This is a genomic window from Polaromonas sp. P1_F8 (assembly GCF_056405635.1).
The window spans coordinates 401,344-416,586 of sequence record NZ_JBFUBS010000004.1; the positions used below are offsets into that span (position 1 = coordinate 401,344).

Annotated in this window: 6 protein-coding genes; 5 read left to right on the top strand and 1 reads right to left on the bottom strand. The window is 60.7% G+C overall.

Annotation, left to right across the window (positions count from 1 at the left end; translation table 11 throughout):
• Window positions 1-7: 7 nt before the first annotated feature.
• Entirely contained in the window at window positions 8-1,708 is a 1,701-nt protein-coding gene (locus tag AC1D1J_RS16740; protein ID WP_477695297.1) for an NAD+ synthase, read from the top strand.
• Window positions 1,709-1,714: 6 nt separating this feature from the next.
• On the top strand, window positions 1,715-2,776 hold the full coding sequence (locus AC1D1J_RS16745) for an NUDIX domain-containing protein (protein ID WP_477695298.1): 1,062 nt from the start codon (window positions 1,715-1,717) through the stop codon (window positions 2,774-2,776).
• A gap of 70 nt (window positions 2,777-2,846) precedes the next feature.
• On the opposite strand, the gene AC1D1J_RS16750 is transcribed toward AC1D1J_RS16745, so the two are convergent.
• The gene (locus tag AC1D1J_RS16750; protein ID WP_477695299.1) at window positions 2,847-3,299 is read right to left on the bottom strand and encodes a hypothetical protein; all 453 of its coding nucleotides are present in this window, start codon (window positions 3,297-3,299) and stop codon (window positions 2,847-2,849) included.
• A gap of 413 nt (window positions 3,300-3,712) precedes the next feature.
• Between AC1D1J_RS16750 and AC1D1J_RS16755 the strand changes: the two genes are divergently transcribed.
• Genes AC1D1J_RS16755 through AC1D1J_RS16765 form a run of 3 tightly spaced genes read left to right on the top strand, consistent with a single transcriptional unit; the run spans window position 3,713 to window position 15,069 of the window.
• Window positions 3,713-5,317, top strand: coding sequence for a ShlB/FhaC/HecB family hemolysin secretion/activation protein (locus AC1D1J_RS16755; protein ID WP_477695300.1), 1,605 nt, complete (start codon window positions 3,713-3,715; stop codon window positions 5,315-5,317).
• Window positions 5,318-5,356: 39 nt separating this feature from the next.
• Window positions 5,357-14,713: a two-partner secretion domain-containing protein gene (locus AC1D1J_RS16760; protein WP_477695301.1), complete on the top strand. Its 9,357-nt coding sequence runs from the start codon at window positions 5,357-5,359 to the stop codon at window positions 14,711-14,713.
• Window positions 14,710-15,069: a hypothetical protein gene (locus tag AC1D1J_RS16765; RefSeq protein WP_477695302.1), complete on the top strand. Its 360-nt coding sequence runs from the start codon at window positions 14,710-14,712 to the stop codon at window positions 15,067-15,069. Before AC1D1J_RS16760 ends, AC1D1J_RS16765 begins: the two co-directional genes overlap by 4 nt.
• The last annotated feature ends 174 nt before the right edge of the window (window positions 15,070-15,243 follow it).

Consider the following 15,243-nt stretch of genomic DNA (forward strand, 5'->3'; position numbering starts at 1 on the left):
GGACAGCATGCTCAAAATCACCGCTGCCCAACTGAACTTCACGATAGGCGACCTCTCCGGCAACGTGGCCAAGATGGTCACGGCCGCCAGCAAGGCCTGGACTGACCAATCCGACATTGTTGTTTTCTCCGAGATGTCGCTCACGGCCTACTACCCCGGCGACATGCTGGAAGAAGAGGGTTTCATGGAGCGCGTGGATGCGGCCCTCCACGAACTGTTGCTGGCTTCCCGCCAGATCCCGAATCTTTACTGGGTGATAGGCCTGCCCGCGCGGCGCGAAGCGCCGGGTAAGAAGCTGCGCAACTCGCTGTGCGTGATCAAGGGTGGCGAGGTGCTGCTCGAATACGCCAAGCAGTTGCTGCCCACGTACAACATCTTCGACGAACGCCGGCATTTCGAGCCCGGCCAGGACGTCGCCAAGGTCTTGCGCATTCGCGACGCCAAGGTGGGTGTGCTGATCTGCGAGGACGGCTGGAATGATGAAGGACTGGACTACGCGATCAATCCGTTTGACCGCATGCGAGACGCTGCACCTGACCTGGTGATTTCCATCAACGCCAGCCCGTCCAATATCGGCAAGCGCGAGCAGCGCCACCAGATCTTCGGCGCCGCCAGCAAGCGCAACCAGTTACCCATCCTCTACGTCAATCAGGTGGGCGGCCATGACCAACTCGTCTATGACGGCGCCTCCTTTGCGGTGGAGCCCCGAGCCGGCGTAGTGTTTGAGGCCGAACGCTTCGCCGAAGACGTGACAACTCTGCGCTTTGAAAACGGGCGGTTTCTGACGCTGGCCGGGGATGAGCCCGCCGCCGTTCCCGTGGAAGGACTGCCGACCATGGAGTTCTATCGCCGCCAGATCGTGCTCGGCCTGCAGGACTACGCGCGGCGCTGCGGCTTCACCCGGACGGTGATCGGCTCGTCGGGCGGCATTGATTCGGCGCTGACGCTAGCGTTGGCCGCCGAAGCACTGGGCCCCACCAACGTGACCGCCATCACCATGCCGTCGCGCTTCTCATCAGCCGGCTCGGTCGATGATTCTGAAATCCTGTGCCGCAACCTCGGCGTGGAACTGCTTCACCATCCGATCGCCGACATCGTGAACGAATTTTCAGGCGGCTTTGAGACCGCCTTCGGTCAGCCGCTGCAAGGCATCGCGCTGGAGAACCTGCAGGCGCGTGCGCGCGGCACCATCCTAATGGAATACTCGAACAGCTTCGGGCACCTGCTGCTGACCACCGGCAACAAGTCCGAGATCTCGGTGGGCTACTGCACGCTGTACGGCGACACCAACGGCGGCCTGGGCCTGATCGGCGACCTCTACAAAACCGAGGTGTTCGCCTTGTCGAGCTACCTCAACGAAGTCACCGGAAGGGAAATCATTCCCCAAGCCATCATCGACAAAGCGCCCTCGGCGGAGCTGGCACCCGACCAGAAGGACGTGGACAGTCTGCCTCCCTATCCGGTTCTCGACGAGGTGCTCAAGCTCCTGATCGAAGGCAGACGACTAGCCGGATGGGAATACGAGAAAGCTTCTGCCTTCGTCGCACAGTTGCGTCGACAGCCCGAGAGTCTCGCGATGATCGAGCGTATCAAAGGCATGATCGCCCGCAACGAATACAAGCGCCGGCAGGCGCCCCCCATCATCCGTCTGCGCGCGCGTGCCTTCGGCTCCGGTCGCCAGATGCCGATTGCCGCCAAATTCCAATAGGTCCTCATGACATCCACCCCCAAAAAACACGACGTCTCGGTCTATATCGGAAGGTTCCAGATCTTCCATAACGGGCAGCTTGCGCTGCTACGCCGGGCTTTGGAAGCAGCGCCGCAGTGCATCGTCGTGCTCGGCTCAGCCTACCAAGCCCGCACACCCAAGAATCCGTTCACCTGGCAAGAGCGTGCGGAAATGATCCGCCTGGCTTTACCGGAGGTCGACCGGGACAGAGTCCGCTTTCTGCCTGTGCGTGACTACTATGACCAGGAGCGCTGGGTGTCGGCGATCAAGCACGGCGTGGCGGAACTGGTCGGCGAGAAGGCTGAGGTATCCTTCGTGCTCGTCGGGCATTTCAAGGATGCGACCAGCGAGTATTTGAAGAATTTCCCCGGCTGGACGCTCGATGCCGCCGAATCGCAGGGCCGGATCGACGCCAGCGCTTTGCGTGACGCCTACTTTGGCAATGCCGGCGCAGCGCTAGAGCCGGCGCTTTCCGCCCTGGTGAGTCAAGCGCCGGCCAGCACCGTCGCGTTTCTTCGCACCTGGGCGGCCTTGCCTTACTTCCGTGAACTCGCGCAGGAGTGGGAGAGCCTTCGGCAGGAAAAGGCAAAGTGGGTGGGTTCTCCTTATGCGCCGGTTTTTGTGACGGTGGATGCGGTCGTGAAATGCGGCAATCGAGTACTGCTGATCCAGCGCGGACGCTCCCCGGGAAAGGGCTTATTTGCCGTACCGGGCGGATTTATTGAGCAGCGGGAAACGGTGTATCAATCCGCATTGCGCGAGCTGGAAGAAGAAACCCAGATGCGCTTGCTCGAAGGTGACATGAAAAACGCCTTGAAGGCAGTCCATGTGTTTGACCACCCAGACCGTAGCTTGCGCGGCCGTGTGATCACGCATGCCCACTTCTTTGATCTGGGTTCGCGCCACTTGCCTGAAGTGCAGGCCGCCGACGACGCCGCGGCGGCGGAGTGGATTCCGATCGAGAACCTGGCCGCTATGGAAGATCGCTTTCATGACGATCACTTCCACATGCTGGACTTCTTTTTCTCGTTGACGGTGCGGACTTGATCCGGGCAAAGAATTGCCGGACCCCTTGAGCTCCGGTGATTGTGCATGGCTGATTTATAGCGATATCACCTCAACCTGTTGTATACCAATAAAGCAGAACAAACTCGTTGCAGTTTTCGCAAACGAAGCATTCTTCTTCTGCCATCAGGTTTGGTTGAAGGAAGAATCGTTTCTGCAGGTCGCGCGGTGGCTCAAAGCCCAGTACTTCAGCTGTCGGAAAGCACAGCATGTTTTCAGGTGTCAGGGTGAAGTCGTATGCGACTTGCCATGGTTCTGCTGTTAGGGGAATAACACTCAGGCTTCGTATTTCGGCGTTTTCATCGTCGAGTTCTCGTGCTATTGGTCTTAACGAGGAAGCGACAAATTCCGTGAGATCTGAGAATTTGTCGCGGTAGCCGTGCACAAAAAAACTTTGGCATTCATGAACTCGTGCGCTAGCGATGCAGATTACTGGCGGCAACGAGGCCTCGTTTCGTAAGCGATTCAACACATCAGCTGAGTTCATGGATTTATTTTTACTCATGGTCTAGTCTAGAACTCGTGCGCGTGGCAGCCGCAATGTTCGATTTAGATAGCCCTCTAATGATTCGCCACGGTCTTGGCTCAAAAACCAACACTTGAGAGCTCTCCCAAGTAACAGTTCTTACATTTCGCCGCTTCAAATTTAAACTCTAGGTAACACCAGGCACAAGGCTTGGCAAGAACAACAAAACGGAATCAGGGAGAGCGTGATTGGCCAAGCCACACGATGACTTGGGTGTATCACTCGGGGCGGTGCCAGCATGCACCCCAAAATCTGCAAAACCAACAGCCAGCCTGCGCAAACTGTGCGTCGGCCTTGCCACGGCTGTCATAGTTTGTAACGTTTTTGCCCAGCCCGCGCCGCAAAGCAGCGCCGAGCAGGAGCAGCGCCGTGCCCAGGAGCGCGACCGGCTGATGCGAGAGCAGCAGGAACGTACGCCGGATGTGCGGCTGCCCAAGGCTCCTGAGGCAGAGGCTGCCAGGCTGCCCACGGCCGAATCGCCGTGCTTTCCGGTCCACACCCTGAAGCTGCGCACCGCTGCCGGCGAATCAGCCGCGCTGGCGACCCAATTTGCCTGGGCGCTCGATGCCGCAACCGGGCCGGACGCGAGCGATTCGCCAACAGGCCGCTGCCTGGGCACAAGCAGCATCGGCATCGTGATCAAGCGCGTGCAAAACGCCGTGATTGCCCGCGGCTACGTCACCACGCGTGTGCTCGCCGAGCCGCAAGACCTCAAAACCGGCATCCTCGCGCTCACGCTGATCCCCGGCCGCATCCGTGCCGTCCGGTTTTCGGAAGGCAGTGACGCACGCGGCAATGCCTGGACGGCCCTGCCTGCCAGGCCGGGTGACATCCTGAACCTGCGCGACATCGAGCAGGCTTTGGAAAACCTCAAGCGTGTGCCCACGGCCGAAGCCGACATCCAGATCGAGGAAGCCAAGGGCGCGGAGGTCCAGCCGGGCCAGAGCGATCTGGTCATCAGCTACAAGCAGGCCTTTCCGTTTCGCCTCTCGGTGTTTGCCGACGACAGCGGATCCAAAGCGACCGGCAAATACCAGGGTGGCATTACCCTCTCTTATGACAACTGGTTGACGCTGAACGATCTGTTCTATGTGTCGCTCAATACCGACCTGGGCGGCGGTGAACCGGGTGGCCGCGGCACGCGCGGCAGCACCGTGCATTACTCGCTGCCTCTGGGCTACTGGACGCTGGGCGCCACCGTCAGCGACAACCGCTACTTTCAGAGCGTTGCCGGCCTCAACCAGGATTACGTTTACCGCGGCACCAGCAGCAACGCCGAACTCAAGCTCTCGCGCCTCGTCTACCGCGACGCCAGCCGCAAAACTACCGTCAGCGCCAAGGCCTTCCAGCGCCGCTCCAACAACTTCATCGACGACACCGAAGTCGAGGTGCAGCGCCGCGTCGTCGGCGGCTGGGAGCTCGGCGCCGGCCACAAGGAGTTCATCGGGCAGGCCACGCTGGAAGGCAATGTGGCCTACAAGCGCGGCACCGGTGCCTTCGGCTCCTTGCCCGCACCCGAAGAGAGCTTTGGTGAAGGCACTTCGCATTTCGCTGTGGTCAATATGGACGCCAACCTCAATGTGCCGTTCAAGCTGGCCGAACAAAGCATTCGCTACAACGCAAGCTGGCGCCTGCAACACGACCGCACGCCCCTGACCCCGCAAGACCGCTTCGCCATCGGCGGGCGCTACACCGTGCGCGGCTTCGACGGCGAATCGTCGCTGAGCGCCGAGCGCGGCTGGCTGCTGCGTAATGAACTCAGCACCGCGCTGGGCGAGAGCGGCCAGGAGGTTTACATCGGCCTGGACCACGGCGAGGTGGCCGGGCCCAGCAGCGAGTTCCTGGCGGGCAAGCGGCTGACTGGCGCCGTGATCGGTTTGCGCGGCAGCTTCAAAAAACTGCAATACGACTTCTTCATCGGCGCCCCCGTCAAAAAGCCCGAATTCTTTCGCACCGCCAACAGCACAGTGGGCGTCAGCCTCAGCGCGTCGTTCTGACGCTTCCCATTTTTTTGTGCTCCCAGCCGACCCTTCGCCATGAACAAAAACCTGCACCGCATCATCTTCAATTCAAAGCGCGGCCAGCGCATGGTGGTGGCCGAGACCGCCAGCAGCCAGGGCAAGGCGGCAGGTGGCGAAACGTCGGGTGTGGCCGCTTCCGGGGATCTTCTGGCGTGCCTACGTCCATTGCGCTTCGCCGTGCTGAGCGCGCTGGGCGCGGTGCTGTGGCTGCAGCCCGCCGTACAGGCACAGGTCATCGCAGACCCATCCGCTCCAGCCAACCAGCGTCCCACCATCCTGCAAACCGCCAATGGCCTGCCGCAGGTCAATATCCAGTCACCCAGTGCCGGCGGTGTCAGCCGCAACACGTATATCCAGTTTGATGTGCCGCAAGGCGGCGTCATCCTCAATAACAGCCGCGGCAACGTGCAGACCCAGCTCGGCGGCTTCGTGCCGGGCAACCCCTGGCTGGCCACAGGCGCAGCGCGCGTCATCCTCAACGAGGTGAATTCGTCCAACCCCAGCCAGATCAGGGGCTATGTCGAAGTCGCCGGCCAGCGTGCCGAGGTCATCATCGCCAACCCGGCGGGTATCAACGTCAACGGTGGCGGCTTTCTCAATGCCAGCCGCGTCACCCTCACCACCGGCAGCCCGGTGCTCAACAGCGGGGCGCTTGACGGTTTTCGCGTGCAGGGCGGCAGCATCACGGTGAACGGCGCAGGCCTGGACACCAGCACAGCCGACTACACCGGTATCCTCGCCCGCGCCGTGCAGCTCAACGCGGGCATCTGGGCCAAAGAACTCCGCGTGACGACCGGTGCCAACCAGATTGATGCGACACAGACCAGCGCCACACCGATAGCCGGCACCGGCCCTGCACCGACCTATGCGATTGACGTGGCCCAGGTCGGCGGCATGTATGCCGGCAAGATTTTCCTGATCGGCACCGAAACAGGCCTGGGTGTGCGCAACGCCGGTGTGATTGCCGCCACTGGTGGCGATCTGGTATTGCAGCCAAACGGCTGGCTCACCAATACAGGCACCCTGCAGGCTGCGGGAAATTTGCAAGCCAGCGCGCAGGGCGCTATTGCCAATAGCGGTACGGTGTACGCAGGCGGCAGCACCACCTTGGCCGCGCAAGGCGGCATCAGCAATAGTGGCAACGGCCTCATTGCCGCGCTCGGTAACACCAGCTTGCAGACCACCGGTGCCGGTGCTGCGATTAACTCCGCGGCTAGCTCTGTCGTCGCGGCAGGACTCAACTTCGACGGCACACTCACGCCCGGCGGCAGCTTAAGCGTAGGCGCTGCCGGCACTGTCAACCTGAACGGCCAGACCGCAGCAGGCGGCAATTCCAGCATCTCGGGCACGCAGGTCAATTTAGCCGACGGCAAACTCAGCGGACAGAACATCTCCGTGGCCGCCAGCACCGGCAACATCGACGCCAGCCGCTCCACCATCAATGCGCAGGGCACGCTAAGCGCCAATGCAGCGCAAACGCTGCGCACCGACGGCGCTGTGGTTTCCGCCAACCAGCTCAACCTGGCGGCTCAAGATATTTCCAACGCCGGCGGCGAGATTGTCCAGACTGGCACAGGCAACACCACGATTGCGCTCACATCGCCGACCGGCACGCTCAACAACAGCGCGGGCCGCATTGCCACCAACAGCCAGAACCTCACGCTCTCCGCGCCCACCTTCGTCAATACCGATGGCAAGATAGAGCATGCCGGGAGCGGCACGCTGGCCATCAACACCACCACGTTCAGCGGCGACCGGGGCACCATCGCCAGTACTGGCGCAGTCAGCCTGTCGGCCGCTACCGTCGACCACAACAACGCCACGCTGTCTGCGGGCGGCGTCAGCATCACGGCGGGCACGCTGAACAACCGCGGCGGCACCATCAACCAGTCCGGCCTGGGAGTCGCCAGTGTCACGGCCACGGGCGCCATCGACAACAGCGCGGGCAAAATCCTCAGCAACGGCAACACCACCGTCAGCGCGCAAAGTCTCAACAACCAGGGCGGCCTGGTCCAGGCCGCGGGCGCCTCGATCCTGGGTCTGACCACCACCGCTGCACTCGATAACACGGCCAATGGCCAAATCGCTGCTGGCGGCGCGGCCACGCTGAACACCGGCACACTGGACAACAGCCTGGGCAAGATCACGGCAGGCACAAGCCTGACCGCCGCCACCACGGGCGCCTTGACCAATGTCCAGGGCCTGCTCGCATCGAACGGCGCAGCCACCCTCACGGCTGCCAGCATCGACAACAGCCGGGGCGCAATCGCCTCCGTACAGAACAACACCAGCATCACCACGACGGGCGCCACCGTCAATGACAGCGGCCGCATTGAAGCCGCCGACGACGTCACCCTCGTCAATGCGGGCCTATCCAACGCCAAGGCTGCAGGCCAAGTCACAGCCGGCAGCATCACCGGCCGTAACATCGCCGTCAACACCGGCGGGCAAAGCCTGAACAACGCCTTCGGCACCATTGCCGCCGCGCAAGGCGCCACGCTGCACACCGGCGCACTCAACAACAGCGCCGGCCTTATCCAGGCAGGCGCGGCGCTGGGCATCAACACCAACGGCCAGACGCTGACCAACACCAATGCAGCCTCCTACGCCACCGGCACAGGCGGCATCACCTCTCAGGGTGTGATGACACTCGCCACAGGCGATATCAACAACGCAGCCGGCTTCGTGGGTGCCAAAGCCGCGCTCAACGCTACCACTGCCGCTGTCAACAATACGGCGGCGGGCCAGATCGTGGGCGAATCAGCCATCAGCTTCACCAGCACGGGTTTTGACAACCGAGGCGGGCAGGTTCAGGGCGTGGGTGACGTAGGTATCAACGCCAGCACGGGCACCCTCAACAACGCTGGTGGTTTGGTGCGCAGCACCGCAACCACCACGCTAGCCGCAGGCAGCGTCATCAACAGCAACACGCTGGGCGTCAACCAGGGCATTGAGGGCAACAACGTCGCCATCACGGCCGGTACCATCAGCAACGACAGCGGCGCCATCCGTGCCGACAACAATGCCACGCTCACCAGCAGCGGCACGCTCAACAACAACGCCGGCCTCATCAGCGCCAGCAACGTGGTCACGGTGCAGGACAACGCCGCCACCCCAGCGGCCAGAACGCTAGCCATTACCAACAACGCCGGCACGCTGATCGCAGGCCAGAGCGCTGCCATCACAGCCGCCAGCGCTTCGGGCAACGGCCGGCTGCTGTCACGCGGGGCCTTCAGCATGGCGCTGAACACCGACTTCAACAACACCGGCGAGATAACCGCCAACGGCAATGCCAGCTTCAGCACCACCGGCAACATCACCAACAGCGGAAAGCTGCAGGCCGGCGGTACGCTGGACGTCTCTGCCACCAACATCGACAACACGGCCACCGGTGAAATGACCGGTGCCACCACTCGCGTCACCGCTACCGGCACGCTCACCAACCGCGGCCTCATCGACGGGCAAACCACCGAGATCAACGCCACCACGCTGAATAACATCGGCACTGGCCGGATCTACGGCAATACCCTCAGCATCGCCGCCACTACCGTCAACAACGACACCGAAACCGTAGGCGGCGTCACCCGCGCCGCCACCATCGCCGCGCGCCAGCAGCTCGACATAGGCGCGACGACGATCAACAACAGCAATGGTGCATTGATCTTCAGCGGAGGCGACATGGCCTTGGGTGGCACCCTGGATGCCAATCGCAAGGCAACGGGCATGGCGCAGGCGATCAACAACAACGGCGGAATCATCGAGGCATTGGGCAAGCTGGATGCGTCTGCGGTCCAGATCAACAACACCAACGCCGGCTTCGCCTACAACCTGCAGGCCACTACCGTAGCGGGCGCGCGGGAATACCTGACCTCCCAGGGCGCATTCAGCAGCGCAGATGGGGCCTGGACATTGGGCGGAGATGCATTGACGCCCGCTGGCCATGGCGGATACTTTACGGGCGGCGGTGCTGCGATCCAGGGCAGAGTGATTCCAGGAAGCAGTCCTTATTCCACGGTTTTTTACCGAAATCTCTACAGCAACGACGGTGCCATTGCACTCGTCAATACCGCCGACAACGGCCTCTCTATGAGAGTAATGCCTCCTGCAGACGCATCGTTGTGGGCTTTTTTTGGGCTGACTGTTCCTACTGTGAGCCCTCCCGCTGGAGACAGGCCCCCCTTCTATTTTTGCTTTGACTTCGAGGGGCTGGGAACATGCCCGCCGATAGGAGACACGCCAGAACAGCTGGCTTGGGATGCAGCGGCTGCACCGTGGCTCGAATTCAATCGCCGGCTAATGGCTGTCAAGGAAACGATCATTGCAAATGCGGTGTCCTACGACGGTTTTCGGGACTACAACAGCACGGCTTACACCGCTGCCATCACGCAAAGCGCCCCCGGCCGCATTCTGAGCGGCGGTGCCATGACGCTGAACGCCCGTGACGCCCTCGTCAACGATCAGAGCCAGATCATTGCCGGAGGCGCGCTCAACATCGCGGGCCGCGCCGTTGAGAACCGTGCCCGCGTGATCAATGTGACCGGGCAGCGCAGCGGCACAGCCTACTTCTGGAGTAATTACAACGAGGGCTGCGGCAGCTGGAGCGGCTGCGATTACAACTACGACGCCTACCGCGATACCCCCTATGTGCAGGATGTACCGCAGACCTTCACCCTCAACCTGGCCCGCAGCCAAAGCCTGACCTCTCCTGCCGCTCAAGGCCTTGCTTCAGGGATGCAGCTCGCGAACGCTGTGATCGCCAACACCGGGGTGAACACCAGTGCCGCTGGCGCCGCTCTCGCGGCTGCGCGCAGCGCCGGGATTGTGCAGGTCACGTCCAGCGTGGCGGCCGTGGGCGGCGTCAGCGGCACCATGCCCGTGGTGCGTACCAGTACACCGAACCTGGGTGTTCCCAATACCAGCCTGTTTCGCACCAACCCCAACCCGGCAGGCAGCTTCCTGATCGAAACCGACCCGCGCTTTGCCAATTACCGCAATTGGCTCAGTTCGGACTACATGTTGCAGGCGCTTTCGCTCGACCCGGCGGTCACACAAAAGCGGCTGGGCGATGGCTTCTACGAGCAGCGACTGATCCAGGAGCAAATCGCGTTGCTCACCGGCCAGCGTTTTGTCGGCAGCTACGTCAACAACGAAGACCAGTACAAAGGCCTGATGGATGCCGGCGTGACCTTCGCCCAGCAATGGAACCTGCGGCCCGGCATCGCGTTGACCGCAGAGCAGATGGCGCGGCTCACCAGCGACATCGTCTGGCTCGTCGAACAGGAAGTCACTTTGCCTGATGGCAGCAAAGCCAAAGTCCTGGTGCCCCAGGTCTATGTGCGCGTGCAGCCCGGCGACATCGACGGCGCTGGCACCCTGCTGGCCGGCCGCGAAATCAACATCAACCTCACGGGCGACCTGACCAACACCGGGACCGTGGCAGGCCGCACTGTGGTCAACCTGACCACTGAGAACGTGCAAAACCTCGGCGGCCGTATCACCGGCAATGCCGTAGCCATTGCCGCGCGCAACGACCTCAACAACATCGGCGGCACCATCAGCGCCGCCAACAGCCTGTCTGCCGTGGCCGGTCGCGACCTCAACATCGTCACCACCACCAGCAGCGCCAGCAACCAGACCAGCGGTACCAGTTCCAACAGCTTCAGCATGACCGGGATAGACCGACTGGCTGGCCTGTATGTCAGCAACCCGGGCGGCACCCTGGTGGCCAGCGCGGGGCGTGACGCCAACATCATTGCGGGTGTCATCGCGAATAACGGTGCCAATGGCAGCACCGTGATCAGCGCCGGTAACAACATCAACCTGGGTACCGTGGCCACCGGCAGCGACACCAGCCTGGTCCGCGGCGTAGGCTCCGATTACCTGGAAAGCCACCAAACCGCTGAGGTCGGCAGCCAGATCAAGACTGCGGGCAGCCTGAGCCTGAATGCCGGCAAGAACCTCAACGCCACCGCTGCCAGTGCTCAGGCTGGCGGGGACCTGACGGCCACGGCTGGCAACAATCTCAACATCACCGCGGGCCAGCAGACCAATACCTTTGGCTGGGGCCTGACCACTGCCGAGAGCGACCTCTTCGGTTCCAGCAGCACCACGGAACGCCGCTCAGCAGAACAGGCCAACGCAGTGGGCTCCAGTTTTGGCGGCAACACGGTGACCGTGGTGGCCGGCAAAGACATCAACGTCAAGGGCAGTGCCGTCATCAGCGACATCGCCACCACCCTGGCCGCTGGCAACAACATCAACATCGAGGCGGCGCAAAACACCAACAGTTCAACGTCCTTCTATGAAAAGAAGGAATCCGGCCTGCTCAGTGGCGGCGCGGGCATTACCCTCGGCACGCGGGAGCAGTCGACCGATCAAAAGAGTCAGGGCACCACCGCCGCCGCCAGCACCGTAGGCAGTATTGGCGGCAACGTCACCTTGCTGGCCAATGAGGTCTACAAGCAGGTCGGCAGTGACGTCATGGCTCCGGGCGGAGACGTCACCATCGTCGCCAAGAAAGTGGATATTGTCGAAACGCGGGAAGCCAACCGCAACGAAACCGAGCAGAAGTTCAAGCAAAGTGGCTTGTCGCTGGAGGTCACCTCTCCGTTCCTCAGTGCAGTGCAAACCATGAGTCAGATGAGCGAGGCCGCCGACAACACCAAAGACAGCCGGATGAAGGGTCTGGCCGCGGCTAATTCCGCCCTCGCAATTAACAACGTCGCCAATGCCGTTAAAGCCGGTCAAGGCACAAATATGAATGGCAAAGAAGGGCAAATTGCGACCGGTGGCCAGAACCCCGACGGCACACCCGCCAGCCGCGACTCAACCGACGCGGACAAAGCGGGCGGCGTTAACATCGCCCTCAGCATCGGCAGCTCCAGCAGCCAGAGCAACTCCCTCAGCCAAAGCGATACCGCCCGCGGCAGCACCATCTCCGCAGGCGGCACCGTCGTCATTGCCGCCACTGGTGCCGGACAGAGCAGCAACTTGACCATTCAAGGCAGTACGGTGGAGGCCCAGCGGGCCGTGCAGCTCCTGGCGGACAACCAGGTCAACCTGCTGGCCGCACAGAACACCTCCAGCGAGAAAAGCACCAACAGCAGCAGTTCCGGCAGCATAGGCATCAGCTATGGCACCGACGGCCTGCTGCTGAACCTGAGCGCCAGCGCCGGCAAGGGCCGGGGCGACGGCGCAGACACCGGGTACACCAACACCCAGGTCAAGGCCGGCCAGCAGGTCACGATCACCAGCGGCGGCGACACCACCTTGCAAGGCGCGGTCGTCAAGGCCGAACAGGTCAAGGCCGACGTGGGAGGCAATCTGCTGATCAAGAGCTTGCAAGACAGCAGTACCTATACCAGCAGTCAGCAAAACCTGGGCGGCAGTCTGAGCGTCGGCTTCGGCAAGATGAGCGGTAGCGTCAGCGCATCGAACAGCAACATCGACTCCAACTTCAACAGCGTCGGCCAGCAAAGCGGCATCAAGGCCGGAAGCGGCGGTTTCCAGGTCAGCGTGGCGGGCAACACCGCTTTGCTGGGCAGCGTCATCGCCAGCGACACCCAGGCTGTCAATGCCCAGAAGAACAGCTTCCGTACGGGCGGAACTCTGAGCATTGCGGATATCCATAACAGTGCCAGCTATACCGCCAAATCTGTCAGCGTCAGCGTGGGGACAAGCCAGCAGCCGACAGGGAAGCTTGGCATGAATGGCTTAGGCCTTGGCCTCGGTAGCGAAAATGGCGATGCGAGCAGCCTCAGTAGTGCGGGTATCAGCGGCATTGCGGGAAACATCAGCGTCAGAAGCACAGACGCAGAAACTGGATTGGAAAAAATCTTTGACGCCGCCAAGGTTCAGCGCGAGATCAATGCGCAGATGCAGATAACACAGGCATTTACGAGGGAAGCACCGAAGGCAGTCGCGAGTCTTGCTGGTAGCAAATACAAGGAGCTAAAAGACACTGACCCTGCCGAAGCCGCCAAATGGGATGAAGGAGGCATTTATCGGATCGCTCTTCATACGGTGGTGGGCGCTTTAGGTGGGGGCCTGGATGGCGCGGTAGGCGCAGCAGCCATTGCCGGTTCCGCCAAGCTGATGGACGCTTTGCAAGATGGAGTTGAGCAAGGCTTGGTGGCTGCAGGACTGGGCAATGGCGCTGCCAAAGCGCTGGCGCAGAGCGTGGCGACGTTGACCGCAGCGGGCATTGGTGCCGCAGTGGGTGGTGGGCAGGGGGCGGCTACTGCTGCGACTGTGGATGCCAATAACCGGCAGTTGCATCCAGATGAGCGCAAATGGGCAAAAGAGAATGCCGAGAAATACCGGAAGTATCTCGCCGATAAGACAGGTGAACAGGTTTCCACCGAGGAAGCCTATCAGCGGTTATTGTCGGCGGGATATGCTGTAGTTGATGCGGCCGCACAAAATACCGGAAAGAGCGACGAGATCGCCAAGCAATTTATCTCTAGCAATGCACTGGGGTCATTGTTTAATGCCACGGCTGCCGAACGGGCAAATCCGCTGCTTGGCGGAAAAGCTGATGGTTCTTATACTCCGGAACAGCAGGCGCGATGGGGTACCAAAACACCTGGTGAGGCGGCAAGCAAACTGGTCACCATCGCGTACGATTACGTCGACAAACCGTGTGGAAATAGTTGTGGCGCCAAGTTTGATTCCATTGTTAATGCGATTGGTGGGCTAGAGCAAGCAAAAGTTCTCTATCAAGACGACGCGGCAAGCGTAACTCTGATAGACAAACAGATCGAAATGCTACGTTCTGGAATTACGCAGAACGAAATCACATTTGGGGCCGCTCAATCGATAGCCAATACTGACAAGGCAATTGCTTTTGCGTTGTTGACTGGCTCACCACGATTGGTGATTGGGCGCGACACGGTCAATATCCTTGAGGCCGTCACTGCTAAGCAGTCCATTAAAGATATTCGAGCTGCATTGCCATCTGACGCTAAGCGGGGGGGGAACATGGCTGTGGCTGAAGTAGATATTTCAGGAGTACCTTCGGAGATTGCTGCTCACAACGGTATCCCTAAGCCCAACGGTTCCCAGAGCGCCTTGGGGCTTGTAGGAAAACTAGATAATCCTCAGTTTTCAACTACAACTGTTTTGACGGTAGATGGGAGATGGGTTCAAAGGGCCGGAGACTCAGAATCGATGATTTTTGAGAACATAGCAAGCCGATTGGGCAGTAACACCGCGGCTAAGGGCACCATCAATTTGGTGACAGAATTGCCAGCTTGTTCGAGCTGCCTGAGTGTTGCCGAGCAGTTCAGTAAAAAATATCCTGGTATCCAAGTAAATATCTTTGATAACGCCGGGGTTCGATTGACTCCTAAGATCACCGAGAGAAAACCATGACTGAATATGTTCGCGCTACCTACGACGAGATAAAGAGAGACGTCGCGTTGTACTACCTTCGTGGCTGCCGAGAAATGGGTGTTGCGCAAAATTACTCCCACCAAGATGTCATCTCCTTGGCCACAACGGAGTGGTCATATCGTCTGCCGGTTGAGATTTTCATGCTCGAGGTGACTGCTCTAATGTTGTTGGGCGGTTGGTATCCTGAGCAGGCGCAGTATCACCTTGGCGTAGTTAATAAGCTACTGGCAGAGCCTGGTCTTGATGTTGTGCTTAAAGATATTCCGAAAGAAGAAGTTGACGACTTACTTCATGAGATGCGGGTAATGAAGCTCCTTCCTACGGAAGGCAACTAATCGTTCAACTTCCCGCCGAGCACGACGAAAGCTGGTTGACTTGCTAGACCGGAACATCGAAGGCGCCCTCGGCGAGCATGGAACCCGGAGCTCAAAACGTGTTCATGTCGCTTTGGTGAACTCTAGTTCTCGCAGCAGCACACCGGTTGTAGGCGAGGCTATCCCCGCTATCAA